This window comes from Nitrosospira sp. TNL300 (genome assembly GCF_055385915.1).
Genome location: NZ_AP041005.1, coordinates 1719195 through 1735221, shown reverse-complemented (window position 1 = coordinate 1735221; position 16027 = coordinate 1719195). Strand labels below are relative to the sequence as shown.

At 52.1% G+C, this 16027-nt stretch carries 17 protein-coding genes; 6 read left to right on the top strand and 11 right to left on the bottom strand.

Annotation, left to right across the window (positions count from 1 at the left end; genetic code table 11):
• Window positions 1-34: 34 nt before the first annotated feature.
• The 3 genes from nhaA to ACZ5BW_RS08025 all read right to left on the bottom strand — a co-directional run bounded on the left by nhaA (window position 35) and on the right by ACZ5BW_RS08025 (window position 3666).
• Window positions 35-1930 (bottom strand): Na+/H+ antiporter NhaA, encoded by a 1896-nt coding sequence (nhaA, locus tag ACZ5BW_RS08035; protein WP_464538734.1) that lies wholly within the window; start codon window positions 1928-1930, stop codon window positions 35-37.
• Between the two features lie 119 nt (window positions 1931-2049).
• Window positions 2050-2316 (bottom strand): hypothetical protein, encoded by a 267-nt coding sequence (locus tag ACZ5BW_RS08030; protein WP_464538732.1) that lies wholly within the window; start codon window positions 2314-2316, stop codon window positions 2050-2052.
• Between the two features lie 150 nt (window positions 2317-2466).
• On the bottom strand, window positions 2467-3666 hold the full coding sequence (locus ACZ5BW_RS08025; RefSeq protein WP_464538730.1) for an acetyltransferase domain-containing protein: 1200 nt from the start codon (window positions 3664-3666) through the stop codon (window positions 2467-2469).
• 348 nt (window positions 3667-4014) lie between these two features.
• Between ACZ5BW_RS08025 and ACZ5BW_RS08020 the strand changes: the two genes are divergently transcribed.
• The 3 genes from ACZ5BW_RS08020 to ACZ5BW_RS08010 all read left to right on the top strand — a co-directional run bounded on the left by ACZ5BW_RS08020 (window position 4015) and on the right by ACZ5BW_RS08010 (window position 7312).
• The gene (locus ACZ5BW_RS08020; RefSeq protein ID WP_464538728.1) at window positions 4015-4194 is read left to right on the top strand and encodes a hypothetical protein; all 180 of its coding nucleotides are present in this window, start codon (window positions 4015-4017) and stop codon (window positions 4192-4194) included.
• 463 nt (window positions 4195-4657) lie between these two features.
• A complete protein-coding gene (locus tag ACZ5BW_RS08015; RefSeq protein WP_464538726.1) occupies window positions 4658-6154 on the top strand; it encodes an MBOAT family O-acyltransferase in 1497 nt (498 codons plus the stop codon).
• Window positions 6155-6166: 12 nt separating this feature from the next.
• On the top strand, window positions 6167-7312 hold the full coding sequence (locus tag ACZ5BW_RS08010) for an alginate O-acetyltransferase AlgX-related protein (RefSeq protein WP_464538724.1): 1146 nt from the start codon (window positions 6167-6169) through the stop codon (window positions 7310-7312).
• A 17-nt stretch (window positions 7313-7329) separates the two neighbouring features.
• Here ACZ5BW_RS08010 and ACZ5BW_RS08005 read toward each other — a convergent pair whose 3' ends face one another.
• The 4 genes from ACZ5BW_RS08005 to ACZ5BW_RS07990 form a co-directional block, all read right to left on the bottom strand.
• Window positions 7330-7584 (bottom strand): hypothetical protein, encoded by a 255-nt coding sequence (locus ACZ5BW_RS08005; protein ID WP_464538722.1) that lies wholly within the window; start codon window positions 7582-7584, stop codon window positions 7330-7332.
• 321 nt (window positions 7585-7905) lie between these two features.
• A complete protein-coding gene (locus tag ACZ5BW_RS08000; protein WP_464538720.1) occupies window positions 7906-8232 on the bottom strand; it encodes a hypothetical protein in 327 nt (108 codons plus the stop codon).
• A gap of 101 nt (window positions 8233-8333) precedes the next feature.
• Window positions 8334-8555 carry a hypothetical protein gene (locus ACZ5BW_RS07995; RefSeq protein WP_074974545.1) on the bottom strand — a complete coding sequence of 74 codons (222 nt, stop codon included), beginning with the start codon at window positions 8553-8555 and terminating at the stop codon, window positions 8334-8336.
• A gap of 213 nt (window positions 8556-8768) precedes the next feature.
• Window positions 8769-9278 (bottom strand): helix-turn-helix domain-containing protein, encoded by a 510-nt coding sequence (locus ACZ5BW_RS07990; protein WP_464538717.1) that lies wholly within the window; start codon window positions 9276-9278, stop codon window positions 8769-8771.
• A 564-nt stretch (window positions 9279-9842) separates the two neighbouring features.
• Here ACZ5BW_RS07990 and ACZ5BW_RS07985 point away from each other — a divergent pair.
• From ACZ5BW_RS07985 to ACZ5BW_RS07975, 3 genes are all read left to right on the top strand, one after another.
• Window positions 9843-10367: a hypothetical protein gene (locus ACZ5BW_RS07985; protein ID WP_464538715.1), complete on the top strand. Its 525-nt coding sequence runs from the start codon at window positions 9843-9845 to the stop codon at window positions 10365-10367.
• 245 nt (window positions 10368-10612) lie between these two features.
• Window positions 10613-10903, top strand: a complete 291-nt coding sequence (locus ACZ5BW_RS07980; RefSeq protein WP_464538713.1) for an EexN family lipoprotein — start codon at window positions 10613-10615, stop codon at window positions 10901-10903.
• Window positions 10812-11183 (top strand): hypothetical protein, encoded by a 372-nt coding sequence (locus ACZ5BW_RS07975; protein WP_464543755.1) that lies wholly within the window; start codon window positions 10812-10814, stop codon window positions 11181-11183. Before ACZ5BW_RS07980 ends, ACZ5BW_RS07975 begins: the two co-directional genes overlap by 92 nt.
• Here ACZ5BW_RS07975 and ACZ5BW_RS07970 read toward each other — a convergent pair.
• The 4 genes from ACZ5BW_RS07970 to ACZ5BW_RS07955 form a co-directional block, all read right to left on the bottom strand.
• On the bottom strand, window positions 11180-11725 hold the full coding sequence (locus tag ACZ5BW_RS07970) for an SRPBCC family protein (RefSeq protein ID WP_464538711.1): 546 nt from the start codon (window positions 11723-11725) through the stop codon (window positions 11180-11182). The two genes, ACZ5BW_RS07975 and ACZ5BW_RS07970, sit on opposite strands and share 4 nt — an antisense overlap.
• An 859-nt stretch (window positions 11726-12584) precedes the next feature.
• Window positions 12585-13271, bottom strand: coding sequence for an endonuclease/exonuclease/phosphatase family protein (locus ACZ5BW_RS07965; RefSeq protein WP_464538709.1), 687 nt, complete (start codon window positions 13269-13271; stop codon window positions 12585-12587).
• Window positions 13272-13363: 92 nt separating this feature from the next.
• Complete coding sequence (locus ACZ5BW_RS07960) at window positions 13364-15517, bottom strand: VTT domain-containing protein (protein ID WP_464538707.1); 2154 nt, start codon at window positions 15515-15517, stop codon at window positions 13364-13366.
• Window positions 15483-15854 carry a hypothetical protein gene (locus tag ACZ5BW_RS07955; protein WP_464538706.1) on the bottom strand — a complete coding sequence of 124 codons (372 nt, stop codon included), beginning with the start codon at window positions 15852-15854 and terminating at the stop codon, window positions 15483-15485. The genes ACZ5BW_RS07960 and ACZ5BW_RS07955 overlap by 35 nt, the downstream gene beginning before the upstream one ends.
• Window positions 15855-16027: the final 173 nt, after the last annotated feature.

Here is a 16027-nt window from a genome sequence, read left to right as displayed (position 1 = left end):
GCATGTCCCCTTGCTATTTCGGCCTGGACCGTTTCTATTCACGCTGTTTCTGTTCACGCTCATGGATTTTTTCTTCCTCTGCCTGTGCATTCCAGAGTATGGCGACACCGATGACTGCCGAGAGGATCGACCCGCCGAAAATTGCGATTTTGGCGGCCGCATAATCGCTTACCTCGGAGAAGGCCTGGCTGGCTATGAAAAGCGACATGGTAAAACCGATTCCGGCGAGTGCTCCTGCCCCCCCAAGCTGTCGCCAGGAATAGGCATCTGGTTTGGTGGCAAAGCCCAGTTGAACAGCGGTTACGGTAGCAGTGATAAATCCGAGAGGTTTGCCGATGACCAATGCTATTGCGGTGCCGAGCATTAACGGTACGTGCTCGCTTAATACGCTTGTCTCTACAACCACTCCTGCATTCGCGAACGCAAACACCGGCAATACCAGAAAGCTCGATCTTGGCGCCAGATGCCGGAGCATGCGATCAGCGGGAGATTCCAAACGGTCATGAATGGCATCCAACGCCTCCAGCGCAGGTTCGGAAGGACCGTAATGCATAACCTCCCTCCCGCGCCGGGTTTCGGCGGTCAGAATAGCATCCGCCTGAAGCATGAGTGCGCGAAGATTGGGCGGCGGGCGTGTAGGAATGAACAATGCGAGAATGATGCCCGCCAGCGTAGCATGTATCCCGCTTGCGTACACACAAGCCCACAGGGCGATTCCGAGAATCACATACGGAGACGCCCGATACACGCTGCCCTTATTGAGCAGTGCCAGTAATCCCGCAATCGCGGCTGCGCTGCCCAGATAACCGATATGCAGTTCACCTGAATAAAAAATTGCAACGACAATGATTGCCCCAATATCATCGACAATGGCAGCCGCGGTAAGAAAGACGCGTAGCTCGACAGGAACACGCCTGCCCATCATGGCAATCAGCGCAACCGCAAACGCCGTATCCGTTGCTGTTGGGATACCCCACCCATATGACCATGTGCCATCAGCCCCCTCCGATCCCGGAGCGATTGGCGGTCCTGACGGCACCAGAATCAGATAAAGCAAGGCGGGGGCAACCATGCCTCCAGTCGCTGCGGCGATTGGCAACATTGCGGATTGCCGGCCTGCAAGATGCCCCACGGTGAACTCACGCTTGATTTCGAGCCCGACAACCAGGAAAAAGATCACCAGCAATCCGTCATTTATCCAATGACGCAATGAAAGCTCAAAAGCGCTATGGTTGAACGCAATCCCCAGACGCTGCTCCCACATTTCATTGAAATCCGGGCCAAGGGCGGAGTTGCTCAGAATAACCGCGAGCCCGGTCGCAAGCAGCAGCATGATTCCGGTCGAAGGCGCCCATTTGGCAAAATCCAGCGCGGCAGCATGCACAACGTGGCCAAGCGAGCCAAGCATTGCTTCAGAGAGTGAACGCACATCCCAGGGGCCATCGTAACGTCGATCATTGATGAAGAATGTCGGGGTGACGGTGACGCCGCTGGCGGCTGCGCTGGCTATATCGGCATCTACGCGATCTCTTGCTCTTGCTGTTGCTTCTTGTCCGGCTCCTTTATTCCCATCCAGCTTCAAATCAGAAATAATGGCGTGCAGATCGTCTGCGTTCAGCTTGTCAGATCGGCTCATCAGTGCGACATGTAGGTTCCAGAATCGAGCGGGATCGTCGTATGATTCCACCAGCTCAGCTGCACGGCGCGCAATTTTGCTTCCTGCCAACGGGCGATGGCGAAATACATAGCGCATACGGTTGCCAAACCGACTTCGCAGTTCGGCAACGCGCTCGTGTGCCGAGCGTGAGGACACATCGGCGTAACTACCATACTCGACCAGGGTAATTTCGGCATCCGCTGGTCCCAGTGTATGATCATACGCTTCGTCGACCGGTCTATCGAGGCGATTTGGTGGCGGTTCAGGATTCATCAGATCGAGCGTATCAAATATATTCGCTCACTCCTGGCAATGGCGCCGAGGGTTTACTGCTTTTTGCTATCTATCCTGCTTGATGAATTGGGACTGCAAAGCGAACTGCTGCGCTTCGCTTAATAGATGAGAAACGGGTTGTATGTTTCTGCCAGCATGGGGGTCGCAAGCTCTTGGTCCTCAAGGCGTTCGATTGCTCTCGACAATGCGTCTCGAAGCTCTCGGGCCTGTTCGGCCTGCATTACGTAGGGCCTGCCGGGATCTGCCTCGGCAAGCTTTTGCTGCTCGTGAGATAAAAATGGAAACCGGACCGAGAGCAATCCATCGATAGGTTCTGTTTTTATTTCCCATCCCGTGATTGGGAATTGAAAAAGATCGTCACCCATTACAGCAACTCCTGTCATTCTCTGAAACCCGAAGCCTAGCAAAAGGAACGATTCTTTTTCGTTGGATAGCGCACATACAGGAACATTTGGCGTGCAACATGACCTGTTTCCCGTCTCCTCCGGAATTTACCCCTCAGACTTAGGGCCTCCTTAGATATAAGGCGTCCACCAGCTGCCGCGGTGCCGGGACTTGAATGCGGCGAACCGCCGGCAGATGGGATAGAGCACTGCGGTGACTACCACCCATACCAGGTAAACAATCGGAAGGCTGAATCCCCACCAGGGTGGAAATTCCCACGAAGAAGTCATGAATGAGCTGATATCGGCTCCCATTGCAAACGCAATGAGCAGGGCGAGCCCGTGGATAAAATACAGATGAATGAGATAGAAAAACAGGGGCACGCGCCCAAAGGTGATAAGAAAACGCCCCGCACCGCCATGCGGCCCATGCGCCTCATGCCACCATTCAAATGCAGATATCAATAGGAACATGAGTCCGAGCGTCATCAGGAGATAGAGCAGTGACGGCGGATATTTTGTCGTATTCAGGAAGGATAGCAGGGTAAACACCGAGGTTTCCTGCACAACCCATGGATCCGGATCGCCATAGATATTCAGGGCTCGGAGAATGAGGAAGCCTGCGACAAGAATAACGCCGCATTCAAGCACCGCCTTTATTCTTGCCTTTGATGGCAGTAGCATGATCGGGCCAAATGCGTAACCTGCGGCCATTACCCCGATCCAGGGGATGAGGGGATACACTACCGGGAAGTGGGGGATATGGAGCACACTTAACAGCCATCCTTTCCAGGTGAGCGAGCCGTCCGCTACCTGAAAATCCTCAAGCCGTATGCCGTCGAGCAGGTTGTGAGTCAGGATCATGCCGATACCAAAGCCGGCGATCGCCCATGGCGGCAGATAGACGAGTGCCGCGAGAGCAATCATCGACCAGCCCAGTGCCCAGATCACCTGCAAATCCATCAAGCTGTAATCCAGATTGAAGAACCAGGCAAAACGCACAACCGTCAGCTCAAGAAATACCAGCCACAACCCACGCAGGAGTAACCGTTTCGCCAGTTGTGAGCGCCTCATGCCTCTGGATGCAGACAGATAGGCGCTCGTGCCCGCCAGAAAGATAAATACCGGTGCGCACAGATGGGTGATCCAGCGGGTCAGGAAGATAGCGGGAGTGGTACGCGCAAGATCAGTGGAACTGAAATCCGCATCGGTGAAAAACCCCCGCACATGGTCAAGCGCCATGAACACCATCACCAGCCCACGCATGAGGTCGATGGACGTTATGTAGGGAGCACTGGTAGTGGAATTTACAGGTGAATGCGAGCTTTGCATGGATTTGCTTGAGTCTTTTCCTACTCCTGAATGTGGATTATCTGTAGCAATATCAACCTTCTTGCTTGCCGGATAGACCTGACTACGGGTTTTATAGAGTAATTCACGCTGGACCTCAAGTTTTATTGGAGCGATTGGTCCCGTGCTATTAATTCGGCGAACAAGGAGTACAAAAGTCATACCGGCGGAAGCCGGTATCCAGTGATGTTCAAAGCACGCTATTATTGGTTTGGGGGCTGGATTCCAGTTTACTGGATTCCGGACCAGGCCCGGAATGACGAGATTCATAGTATTTTCTGGCCTCATCAGTAGGATCTAGCAGACTGCCGGACTTAACCGGTGAAGGTTATGAAATGCGATAATCACAATAAGTTCATTCTGATTGCGAGCCCTGCCATGAGCAACTTTCGCCCGATAGGTCGCTCGACTGGATTTCTGCTGCCGCCGTCGGTGACTGGCAATGGCTATTTCAGTGAGGCGAATGTGAGCCGCTGCGAAGCAGCAAAGATTGTGCCGCTGATTTCCTAGGCCGTGAGCAGCATCACCTGGGCTGGAAAGAACGCTTCAAAGAAGCACCGCTGCCGGAAAACCCTCGCCGCTGGAGGCAATGGCGCATCGGCTGGCGACAAGAGAAGGCAAACGGTTGTATGCCCTGCGCAAGCAGATACCGGAATTCCTCGTTAAACTGGTGAATTGCCTGCGACGATCGGCTCAAGTACGGGAGTTTGTCCGATGGGATCAACACCACCACGGCCGGAGGTCAGTTAGTCTTTCATATCAGCCATCGATATAAAACGGGCATTGCTCAACCAGCATATTCTTTGAGCCTGTGAAGTAACACCTGACTTCTCATCCGGACGCAAATCGCTCGGAGCCGGGAACTTCGGCTGATCAGCAAGTTGTACGTTAATCGGTTGGAATAATAAGCGGCCGGAACATTTTTTTCCGGACAAGGCGTCGGTCTAACTTTAGATAATAAAGTCGTACACAGATGATTTTCAGCTCTCCAAAGTTCATCCTGTTATTTCTACCCATCGCGTTTCTCGGGTACTTTTTCCTGAATCGAAATCGGCTCATCCTGGCGGGCAAGGCTTGGCTGGTAATTGTGAGCCTGTTCTTTTACGCGTACTGGAATATCGCTTACCTGCCGCTTCTTCTTGGGTCCATATTATTTAACTTCGCGGTCGGCACGGTGCTTTCGCGGAATTCGGCCTGTTCGACCTCGGGGTGTTTATGGTTTTCTTCTCGTTTTGTTCTGGCGGGGGGTATTGCCGCGAATCTTGCGTTGCTTGGCTATTTCAAGTACGCAGACTTCCTGGTAGATAACATTAATAGCGTTTTTAACGCTGGCCTTATTTCGCCACACATTCTTCTGCCATTGGGCATCAGTTTCTTTACGTTCACCCAGATAGCCTACCTGGTGGACAGTTACCGGGGAGAGACGGGGGAATATGATTTCCTCAACTATGCGCTGTTTGTAACTTTCTTTCCTCACCTGATAGCGGGTCCGATCCTGCATCACCGCGAGATGATGTCGCAATTCAAATCGCGCTGGACCCTGGCGATACGCTATCGGAATATCGCCCTGGGGCTGTTTATTTTCAGTATCGGCCTGTTCAAGAAGGTAGTTATTGCAGATACCTTTGCGATCTGGGCAAATGCCGGCTTCGATATCACGGATGAGGGATCAAGCCTTGATTTTTTCAGTGCCTGGGCAGCGAGCCTTTCATATACCTTTCAGCTTTATTTCGATTTCAGCGGTTACTGTGACATGGCGATCGGTGCCGCGCTTCTGTTCAATATCTGGTTGCCCATCAATTTCAATTCTCCCTATCAGGCGCTGGATATTCAGGATTTCTGGCGAAGGTGGCACATAACACTCAGCCGCTACCTGCGTGATTACCTCTATATTCCGTTGGGCGGCAGCAGGTGTTCTACTCCGCGAGTCTATTTCAATCTCATGGCAACCTTTATATTAGGCGGACTCTGGCATGGCGCAAGCTGGATGTTCGTCATATGGGGCGCGCTGCACGGTATCGCGCTCGTTGCGTATCGGGCATGGAGCGGATCAGGTTTGCGCATGCCCAAAGCTGTGGCATGGCTGCTGACGTTCAACTTCATCAACATTTCCTGGGTTTTCTTTCGCGCCAGCACCCTTGACGATGCGCTGAGAGTGATATGGGGAATGATGGATATCAACTCGGTCATTAATTTGCCGCTGCTTCAGGTGCCAACAAGTAGCCTGGTTTGGGGCGGGTGGTTTTCGGATCATCTCCTGAGATGGCTGCCCGTTGGTCTTGCCGCAAACCTGTTCTGCTTCACCGTGATCCTGCTCACGCTGGGAATCATCGGTCAGAAGAATTCGTTTGAGCTGATGATGGGCGGTCAGGGCGCGATAAAGCTCTCGGGAGCGCTTCTGTTATTCTGCATCGCGATGTATTTCACGATGGTAACAACGAGTTCGATATTCCTTTATTTCAATTTCTGAGCGAACCTGGGCATGAAAAGAACAGTTTTTATGTTTGTTGGCGCGGCCCTGCTTGTATTGGCCGTGGTACCGGCTATCAATCTGAATGCAGGAATCTGGCAAAAGAATGACGGACAGGAATGGTGGAGCGAATCCGTACTCTATAACTTTGACTTTGCATTGCCCTTCCTGAGCCGGTTCTTTTATCCCCATGGGATTTCGACTAACCCCGACCAAGTGTTTATTGGAAAGGAAGACTGGCTCTATCTAGGGGAGGAATATGGAAAAACAATCACTGGTGTACGCCGTGGCGCAACTGTCGAGGATGAAAGAGTTGCCGGGGCAATCGGTCATGCGACTGCATCATGGAGCCGGTGGTTGAATCATAACGGCATTAGTATGTTTCGAGTCATGCTGGGCCCTGATAAGGCTACCATCTATCCCGAATTTCTCCCCGATTGGGCGCAGCCTGCTGCCGCGACAGCAACGGATACGTTACTGGCTAATGTTAAACGGGGACTTTACGTTGACACTCGTCCGGCTCTGAGAACGGCAAAATCTCAATTTTCAGAATCGCTCTACTACAAAACGGATACCCATTGGAATAGTCTTGGAGCCTGGGTGGCTTTTCAGGCTTTTGAAATGGACATTGCCCGCGCTGAACCGGGGCTCCGTCTGCTATCGGAGAAAGACGTGCGTGTTTTGGAGGTTAACCAGCGCCAGGGGGGTGATCTGGCGAAATTTCTGAGATTGAAGGAAACACTGCGAGATAACGAGGTCGTCATCGATATCATCAGCGATCGCCCTATCGAAACGAAGCAGTACGACTTTGAAACAGGCCGGCTCAAGCGATCTGGCGGGAATCCTCAAATTCATACCGCACAACGCCCGTTGCTTGTCAAATCGGAACAGGCCTTGAATCAGAAGCGAGTCCTATGGCTGCGTGACTCTTTTGGAACCGCAATGGCCCCGTTTATGGCTGCCACTTTCAGCGAAACGCTGCAACTTCACTATGACGCAGCAAACCCAGAGTTGTTTGCCTGGTTGGTGAACACCTTCAAGCCAGATTACGTCTTCATCACAGTAGTGGAACGGGGAGCTCGAAGGAAGAGGTTTGGAAGTCTTCCGCCATTGATATCCGCTTCCGGAAAACCGGAAATTTTGTCTCAGCAGCCGTAGCCCGTTATCGTCACGACCTATTCATTAACCTCCTTCCATTTAGCAGCTGCCAAACAAACCGCTTCACGCAGGGTGACGGCGCTGCTTCTGATCTCATCGCAATACAAGGTGAACCCGCCGCGACATTGCTGAGTAGGGCGCGTATAAACCGCCTGGTCGCAGTATTCGCTTAACCAGTCAAGTATCTCGGTATCTGAGAGATCAAGGGGGGCGGGACGATGTTCGGTCCACACTGCCATCCAGCTCATCCATCGTTCCACCCCGTTTCCCATCACGCTCTCCCTCGCTCTACCATAGTTTGCCCTTTCAAATCGGGCTCAAGTTCCGCGCCAGGCACGGCCTGGATATTTCTTTGTGCCTTTCCCTTCCCTGACCGCTTGTCTTTCGACGCCCTGAAGGTCTTACTCGATCGAGGCTATGCCTGAGGCAGGCTGCACGTCTGTTTCACGGATGTTGCAACACCAGGACCGATTAACTGCGGTGTTGCAACATGGAGAGCATGATACAAGTATTACTTGTAATTGTCAAGACCAACTTGTAAACAAGTTTACTTGTTTACAAGTATCGAATGAAAGGAGGGGTCGAGTTTTGAGTTAACGCCCCGGAACCCTGACGAAAGGAATTTCAGCCTGGCGCTCGTGCGTTCTGCCAGGGCCGAACTCCATCACATGATCATCATGAAGGATGACCGAATAATCGACAGTATTCGGATAGGGTCCACTGAATAAGGACCAGGTGTGCCGGCGATCGATATAGAGCAATGCCTCATAATCGCCACTGCGCTGATAGCCATCCGGATTACCCGCAATATTTATCACTTCCGCTTTTGTCATGCCTTCCCGGACGCCTGACATTTTTCCTGTGATAACACACGAAGAAAGCACCAGCATACTGAGCAAGGCAACAATAAGATTTTTCATATGAGCTCCTGATCGATAAAAAAGGCGAAAAAAGGAATAAGATATAAAAAACATAAAAATCAATATGTTATTTCGTGCTAAATTTCGGCCTTCCGGACAAATCAGCTCTCCAGTTCCCGGATAAGCAATGCAACTTCCGCTACTTCACCCAGCACCTCCTTTACTGCCTGCTCAAGTGTATACCTCCTTTTTTCGAGTTCCCGCAACTCCTCGGGGAATTGCATAATATATTTGTCGCGTTTTGCGCGTGCCTTTTCTGATACATGAAAAGCGAGCAGCATCTCCGTGCTGTCATACGGTAGTCTATTTGCTAATGGTCTCATGATGGCAGGAGTGTTACTGGCGTATCACTGGTCCAGGTTATTGTAAGGCGCACCCTCTTCTATTATCCCGATGATATTCACGAGTGAGTGACGCGAATATGTTCCGTATTTCCGTACGTATCTTTCCTTTTTATAAACATACTGATACAACAGAGTCAGCCTCGGCGTCTGTCATTTTTGCGGCGATCCGGTCCGTGCCTGGAAAACTGCCGTCTATCTGATTGCCGTCTTTCCTCTGACCTTCGTTCTACTCTCGGGCATCCGACGCGGAGGAAAAGCTGGAGGTGGATGAGGAGGCAGATCCGGTACCGGCAACGGTTTCAGATCTACCGAAGGAACCGCCTCAACCACTTCGGCAGATGTTTCGCCGACTAGGGCCTTGCTTATTGTTACCAGGCGCGCTGCATCTTCTTTAGACATGCGCCGCATTGCTTCGATAACCTGATTGATAAGTGCATCGTTCTCCGAAGCCGGTTTCTCAGCGACGCGGGGAGAAGTACCTCGAGTTCCACGTGCTGGATTCTCCGGCTGAGGCGATACAGTAGTATCAGGCGCAGCTGGAGAATCCAGTGACATTCCGAAATGCATCATCGCTGGGGGCAGCTTGAGCACTTCCGCGATCCTGTTCAGTCTTTTCCCACGAGGTTGCGTAGCGCCAGATTCCCACTGCTGAACCGCTTGTGGAGATACGCCCACGAGCTCGGCCAGCTCCGACTGGTTCAATTTAAGCTTTTCGCGTCCCTCGCGAATTATCCGCGCAATGTCCATGGCATCATAATACAAGCAATTCTTGCACCCCGGTTACAAGTTTCCCTTGACATATACAAGTAAAACTTGTAATAATATCTCTCATTGGAAATCTTCAAGCAAAAAAGGTTCACCTCACAGGGGACCACAAAGCAATACCACTTATCGTCGAACAAATAGCTCTGCACCCTGAATGACTACAGACGTATCGGGTAACTATCAGCAACAGCCTGTGGCACAGGCATTCACACAAGGACAGCTGCAACCATGGTGGAAAATTTTAAAGAAGGAATCGGAGCGTAGCCAATGAGAACGGGTATCAGAAGATCAGACATCGAAAAGAACGATATGCGCTTGCCTCTTGAGCGTTGGGAGTACGGAAATCCAGAAGCGGTTGCAGAGCGCAGACAGGCTCGATCATGCCACGGCTGTCGGCATGAATCGAAAATCCAGATGGGGTGGAATAACCTGGAGTTCTGTGAAAAAGGGCGAAAACACGGCGTTCGTTGTACATTTTTTTCAAAAAAGGGAATATGACAAATGAAGTTTAATGATCCGCAGCATGCATTGAGCTGGGCGTATGAAACCACTAGCCGCCCGATCGTAAAAATCTCATCCGTTAACGCAATGCGTGGACCTGACAGAGCAGGGGAGGGTGGCGCAAATGGCGAATTGACCGCGCACGATCTTCACGCGCAGGCAGCGCTGATTCTAAGCTTATGCAATCGCATATTATCTGATCTGCATATGGCGTACATAAATGTTCAATTCGGCCGGGAAGCGAGCGGGTTCGATCTGCTCAGTCGGCACCTCGCTGCAAATTTTGGGACGGGAATCCACAACCGTAGAGGTATCGAGCAGATAATTCGCGCCTACTGCGGCCAAAAGATCGGGTTGCGTGAAATCAGGAAAACTATGGCTTGTGGAATGCTCAAGGCGGCCTCATTGCGTAATCGTGGCTATGACGCGCTCGATCTGATTCATGATCAGGCGATGGATATGCTGCAAAGGGAGATGGAAAGCCGCGGTTTACTGCGGAGCCCGGTGGTCAGTGAAATGGCGTAATTAGATCAGACCAGAAGAAGATCGAGCTGATGCGCCGTAAACGTCTTGCCTCGGCTCGATCCTGGTTCCTCGCCGGTTCAGAAGGGTTCTGTAACGATTCTGCTTCTTTTCGGATTGGGTACGCCACCGCACAGAATTAGCCCGCTGATTTATGCAATTCTCAACTTAAGTGGTATGAACGCAAACAGAACGGTGAGTACCGGGTCTGTTTTATCACAGATAATCTACCCTCGAAGAACTTACCTATGAGAGAGAAGACGACTATCGTTTCAGTAGGAGTGAGCGGACTCGTGATAGCAATGCTTGCGGGATGCGGTACCCGCACCGCCCAGGAAGACGTCAGATCCATTAACTGGTATGAATCGCATGCAACGGAACGAACTGCAAAGCTAAAAGATTGCATGACCAACCCGCGCACGTTGGATGCAACGCCCGATTGTGTCAATGCGAGTCGTGCTGAAAATAACATTAAAGCAACGACTAAGTGGGCTACGCCAGACGAAGGTGTCCGAACTGAGCCGTCTATCGGAAATTAAGAGCGAACGGGAGAATGCTGCTGCCTTCGCGCGATGTAAGAAGGATGCTGCCTTTTCACGACGTAAAATAAAACACGAAATAAACGGATGTTGGTCGGGTGCTGCCGCACGGTTGTTGAACTACTGGGAACGTGAAGCCTGGCTCACAGTGCGTTGCACTTTATACATCGACGAGCTTTTCGAGTTTTCTTTGAAGAAAGCGGCTTGCCAACAGAGTGTTTTGATCGTACCAGGGGGAGGAGCCGGTACGATCTTTGAGTTTGAGAACTACTACAGCTAATGTTGTCCGACCGAACCGCGCCATGCTCCGGTTTCCTTTCCGTGGCTTTCGAGAAATTCCTTGAAGCACTGGAGATTTTCGCTCGTACGCGCCTTTACTGCCCCCAGAGCGTCCCCCAGCCCTTCAAGGAAGCCCTGCGGTCCATAATCCATCTTCAGCACCACTCGGGTTTTTGAGTCTGAGATTCCGTAGAAGCTTACAACACCCGAATTTTTGGCACCACTCGTGCTATGCCAGGCGATCCGCTGATCGGGAACCTGTTCCGTAATCTCGGCATCCCATTCTTCTTCCTTGCCTGCGATCTCTGCCCGCCAATGCAAGTGGGTGTCATCGATCTGTCGTACTTCGCGCACACCTTTCATGAACCTGGGAAATTCTTCAAATTGGGTCCATTGATTATATGCAGTACTAACCGGCACATTGATTTCGATAGAGTTTTCCACCGTCGATGTGTATCCGGAGTCCCTCGATTTCCTGAATGTTTTCGATAACATCACTCCCCCTGCAGCAACTGCGGCGAGTGCCACTATTCTTCCTAGCATTTTTACCTCCTGTAGACTTGATCATCGGACGATCCGGATTTTCCAAGGTAACGACGTGTCTCCAGCGACGTATCTTAACTCTATGAAAAATTGCTGATATCACAGGATAATAGGTTTCACGGACCATAGAATTCTGTGCGGTTGTGCACGTAATCGCAATTTCGCGACTCAATCAAGCAACTGCAGAGGCTGCATGTAGCCAAGGACAACGTTATCCAAGGTGCGCTATCGCACTGATGACTGGATATCGGCCAAATATCATTCAACTGTCAACTGAAATATGCAAAAAGCAGATTGCAGGAAAATCATCTCCTCAAAGACGATTGGGCGATTGAAAAATGAATATGCCAGGGTTTACTGCCGAAGCGGCAATATATAGAACGAGTTCACAATATACAGGCAGCCATATAGCCCAACATTTCGGATCAGGCCTCAACAATAGCCTTGTCATTTCCCCTCAAGCATGCGGTTTTGGTAGAAACATTCTTTGTAACGGCTGGATTCTGGGTTGCATCGGATGCACTGCATTTTTTCCGTCGGTTCCCGGCATGATTGCATGCTATGCGGCCTGCATGGGCTCGATGTTCGCCTATTGCCGTGACTGTCTGGACCTTATCGATATACCGGAGAATGGTAATGGTAGCGGTGGTGGTGGGGGAGGAGGATCCCCTGCCGGAGGTACCTGTTTCCCGAATAAATGCTGCGAGTGGGGTGAAAACGGCGAGTGTACGCTGTGCATTCCCCGGAACGCTGCTTGCCCATAATGGGTAAAAGTAACTGAATCAAAAAGACAGTTCTTGGACAGGGAGAGGTCGGCTGCCATAAATCCCGATTGCGCAGATCCTCAAGGAGCGGTCGGTTAGATTTCTATTATGGCTTTCAAGGGCAGGTGATCCGATGCAATCTGCGCGAGGCCGCTGGTATGAGCTTCGAGGCTTTTCAGTCGGCGGCGCGGATGCACCCATAGACGGTCCAGCGCCATGAAAGGTTTTCGCGCGGGAAATGTGGCGCAATGAGGGGGACGCTTGAAGTGAGCGTGCAACCAGCGAAGAGGGCGTCCCCACAGGAACCATTCATTGAGGTCGCCCATTAACACATAGGTCTCCGTAAGACGGATTTCAAACAGCTTAAGCAGGTGGCGCACCTGTTGCCGTCGTTCCCAAGGTCGCAGGCCGAGGTGGGTTGCAACCACATGCACCTGTCGCTCGTTCCAGACAAGAGTGACATCGAGCGCCCCACGCGGCTCCCGCCCCGGCAGGGTGAGATCTATCCGATTTACCGCCACGACCGGAAGCTTCGTTAACAGGGCGTTTCCATAATGGTGTGTTCGGCGCACCAGGGTTGGTCCGGCAATGGCGGTGAGCCCGGTCTTCGCTGCGAAATAATCCAGCAGGTCATAACCTTCAACCTGGTGATGCTCTACTTCCTGCAGAGCAACTACATCCGCATTCATCTCCTGCAGAACGTCTATGATGCGGTCAGGTTTAAAGCGTCCGTCGGCGCCGATACAACCGTGTATATTGTAGGTGGCCAATGTCATCTGCATAGAATTTCATGAATTCCCGTTTTCATGTCCGAACAGGTGTTTAAACTGAAAGCTGCCGGGCTGAAAGCAGAGAGCCAGCGCCTGGCTAAGCTTCAGTCAGATTGAGTAACTGGCGAAGCGTTCATCGTCTCACGCCGGCGGTTCACCCATCTCCAGCCTGTCCATGCGATAACGATTATGATCGCAGCAACGGCAACCAATGCGGCAAACGCGGGCAGATCAGGCTTCTGGATAGTGGCAGCCAGCTGATCCGTAAAAACGGATATGCCGGTTATCCCTGGCAGCAAGCCTACTGCGCTTCCCAGCATGAAATCCCGGAAACGGATCCGCGACGCTCCTGCAACGAGATTGATAACCGTGAATGGAGCGAGCGGTATAATCCTGAGAGCGATGATAGTCATCAGACCGCGTCGGGCCAGGCGTTTGTTCAGTTCCCTGATTTTTTTCCCGGCAAAGCGCCAAACTGTATGGCGCCCTATCAGGTGGCCGATACCGTAGCTGGAGGCCGCACTCAATAGCGCACCCGCCATCGAATAGAGAAAACCGTACCAGGGGCCAAATACCAGCGCACATACCACAATAAGCACAGTGAGGGGAAATGCAACCAGACCAGCCAGAAGGAATATAGCGAGCGTAATGAATGGAGCAGCTGGAGAGCGCTCGAATTCGGCGGCAAGCGTTACCAGGGTACTAACGTCTATCCATTCCTTGAGTGGCGACCAGCGCCATGCGGCTGCGAGCGCCAATACACTGACTAGTATCGAAACGATAAGACCAATGTGACTTCGCGCAGGGGCGCGCTCTCCCTCGGGAATAAGCTTCGCCATCAGCAGGCTCGCATCGAGCGGTTTGTCCGGGTCCACGATATCCTCGTCCGGCACCAGGGCATCCACATCGACATCGACTCGAAACTGCCATGGACGTAAGGTACGGCCATGACCTCGCAACGCTTCAATCGTATGTATCAGCGACCCTTCCTGCGCGAGGCGCTCCTCGATTTTGTCGGCGTCCATGTCTAAATGTTCGGCAAGCAGGCAGGTTCTAAAACCGGCTATTGCCCGGCCTATATCCTCTCTGCCATTCGCTTCAAGCATAAGATCACATTCGGTATCCAGTCCCATGGAGCGATTATTGAGATTGGCTGATCCGATGCGCAGCCGCTCATCGTCAATGATGATGATCTTGGAGTGGACGTTGACGCATTCGTTGACAAGCCCGGGTATGCACGGCTCGTAAAGGGCCAGGCGCTGGTACCGATCTGCGGCGACCAGGCGCTTGAGCAAGCGCTCGCGCAGCACATCCATCGTGTATTGCGATAGCCAGCCGACTGTCTGTTCCGCCAGCAGCATGACGACTTCCGGTCCGTGTTCTTCCTCCAGCCGCCGGACCAGTGCATCCGCTACGATGTGGGTAGTAAAATACTGCGCTTCGATGTAGATGCTATCGCGCGCGGAAGTGATCAGATCCAGTACGAGTCGTTCCACCTCGCGCACTTCTTTCTGGTTTTCATATTCGGGAACAGTGCGAGCGATAGCCACCTCAACGTTCTCGGCGTCCGGCACAATATAGTCGGGCCAATAATTTACCCTGGTCCTGATCCTGGGCGCAGAAAGTTTCTGCCCGGTTGCAAGGAACCAGCGCTCACGCGCCAGCTCACCCAGTGAGGCCGCGATCGGACCGGAGACCATCATCTGAATATCGTGATAGGGCTGCGGTATGGGTTCTGTTAGCAAATCGCGGCGGCGCTCGTCACAAGCCGCGTGCTCGGTGGTGTCCCAGCGACCCAGCGTCAGGTCCAGCCCACCCACAAACGCCACCTGGTCGTCAACTACCACGACTTTCTGGTGATGAGAGGCCCCGGTCGGATGATGATCATCAAGATGAAAATGCAAGCGTCGGTGGCCATTCCATCGTTGTTTATAGAGAGGAAGCCATTCGCGGTCAGTTGCAAACAGCATGACGAAATCCCAGTCGAGGACATGAACATGGAGATTTCTGTTACGCTTGACCAGGCTGTTGAGGAAGTCACCGAGGGTGATGGGCCAACCATCGGGTTCCTCATCCCGTACCAGTTTCAACCTGCTGTCGATGTCCCAGGCCATGATCAATACGGAATGGCGGGCGTGTTTTACCGTTTCCCGGAAAGCACGAAAAAAATCTGCTCCATCAACGATAAAAGCAGCCTTGTCCGCGTGCTTGATGCGCCAGCAGTTATTCCCCGGCTTCAGGATGGATGATCCGTTCATTGCTTTTGAGATTTGCACCGGGAAGTATGATAAAGACTTTTGCAGGGCTTAAAACTTGCACTCTTGCACGAGCGGCGGTTAGAGGCTCTGTGAGCAAGCTGAATTCCTCCAGACCGCTGACGGCTGCAATATGAGCAAGCAATTCCGGCCCACCTGCCGCGTCAATCTCTTCGAGTTGAGCTGGGGGTTCTCCGGAATGGAGCGTTTCAAACAGGGCGTGGTTGTAGTTGGAGGGGAGGGTTACTTCTATTCGCTGCGCCCCTTCCAGTAACAGAGGTATTGATTCAATCGTTTCACGTCCACGCCAGGGCAATTTGATCAGAGGTTCTTTTTCCATTTCAAAGTTATCCTATGGCTGAGAAGCTGCTTCGCCCTTAAAAATAACTCAGCACCAGGCATGACTCGCGGTCTACTGGAGCATCCTGTTATGGCCGTTCGTTGCGCACGGCGAAACTCCGGATGGGGGATTGGAGATGAGTCGGCTCTGAGCTCTGGAATGCCGAGGTTATA

What these genes read in the sequence shown, in the direction of transcription:
- ACZ5BW_RS07970 (WP_464538711.1), bottom strand. Translation starts at nt 11,725, where the DNA reads ATGCTAGGAAGAATAGTGGCACTCGCCGCAGTTGCTGCAGGGGGAGTG.
- ACZ5BW_RS08010 (WP_464538724.1), top strand. Translation starts at nt 6,167, where the DNA reads ATGAAAAGAACAGTTTTTATGTTTGTTGGCGCGGCCCTGCTTGTATTG.
- nhaA (WP_464538734.1), bottom strand. Translation starts at nt 1,930, where the DNA reads ATGAATCCTGAACCGCCACCAAATCGCCTCGATAGACCGGTCGACGAA.
- ACZ5BW_RS07955 (WP_464538706.1), bottom strand. Translation starts at nt 15,854, where the DNA reads ATGGAAAAAGAACCTCTGATCAAATTGCCCTGGCGTGGACGTGAAACG.
- ACZ5BW_RS07965 (WP_464538709.1), bottom strand. Translation starts at nt 13,271, where the DNA reads ATGCAGATGACATTGGCCACCTACAATATACACGGTTGTATCGGCGCC.
- ACZ5BW_RS08005 (WP_464538722.1), bottom strand. Translation starts at nt 7,584, where the DNA reads ATGGGAAACGGGGTGGAACGATGGATGAGCTGGATGGCAGTGTGGACC.
- ACZ5BW_RS07975 (WP_464543755.1), top strand. Translation starts at nt 10,812, where the DNA reads ATGCGAGTCGTGCTGAAAATAACATTAAAGCAACGACTAAGTGGGCTA.
- ACZ5BW_RS08020 (WP_464538728.1), top strand. Translation starts at nt 4,015, where the DNA reads ATGAAATGCGATAATCACAATAAGTTCATTCTGATTGCGAGCCCTGCC.
- ACZ5BW_RS07995 (WP_074974545.1), bottom strand. Translation starts at nt 8,555, where the DNA reads ATGAGACCATTAGCAAATAGACTACCGTATGACAGCACGGAGATGCTG.
- ACZ5BW_RS08030 (WP_464538732.1), bottom strand. Translation starts at nt 2,316, where the DNA reads ATGGGTGACGATCTTTTTCAATTCCCAATCACGGGATGGGAAATAAAA.
- ACZ5BW_RS07980 (WP_464538713.1), top strand. Translation starts at nt 10,613, where the DNA reads ATGAGAGAGAAGACGACTATCGTTTCAGTAGGAGTGAGCGGACTCGTG.
- ACZ5BW_RS07960 (WP_464538707.1), bottom strand. Translation starts at nt 15,517, where the DNA reads ATGAACGGATCATCCATCCTGAAGCCGGGGAATAACTGCTGGCGCATC.
- ACZ5BW_RS07985 (WP_464538715.1), top strand. Translation starts at nt 9,843, where the DNA reads ATGAAGTTTAATGATCCGCAGCATGCATTGAGCTGGGCGTATGAAACC.
- ACZ5BW_RS08025 (WP_464538730.1), bottom strand. Translation starts at nt 3,666, where the DNA reads ATGCAAAGCTCGCATTCACCTGTAAATTCCACTACCAGTGCTCCCTAC.
- ACZ5BW_RS08015 (WP_464538726.1), top strand. Translation starts at nt 4,658, where the DNA reads ATGATTTTCAGCTCTCCAAAGTTCATCCTGTTATTTCTACCCATCGCG.
- ACZ5BW_RS08000 (WP_464538720.1), bottom strand. Translation starts at nt 8,232, where the DNA reads ATGAAAAATCTTATTGTTGCCTTGCTCAGTATGCTGGTGCTTTCTTCG.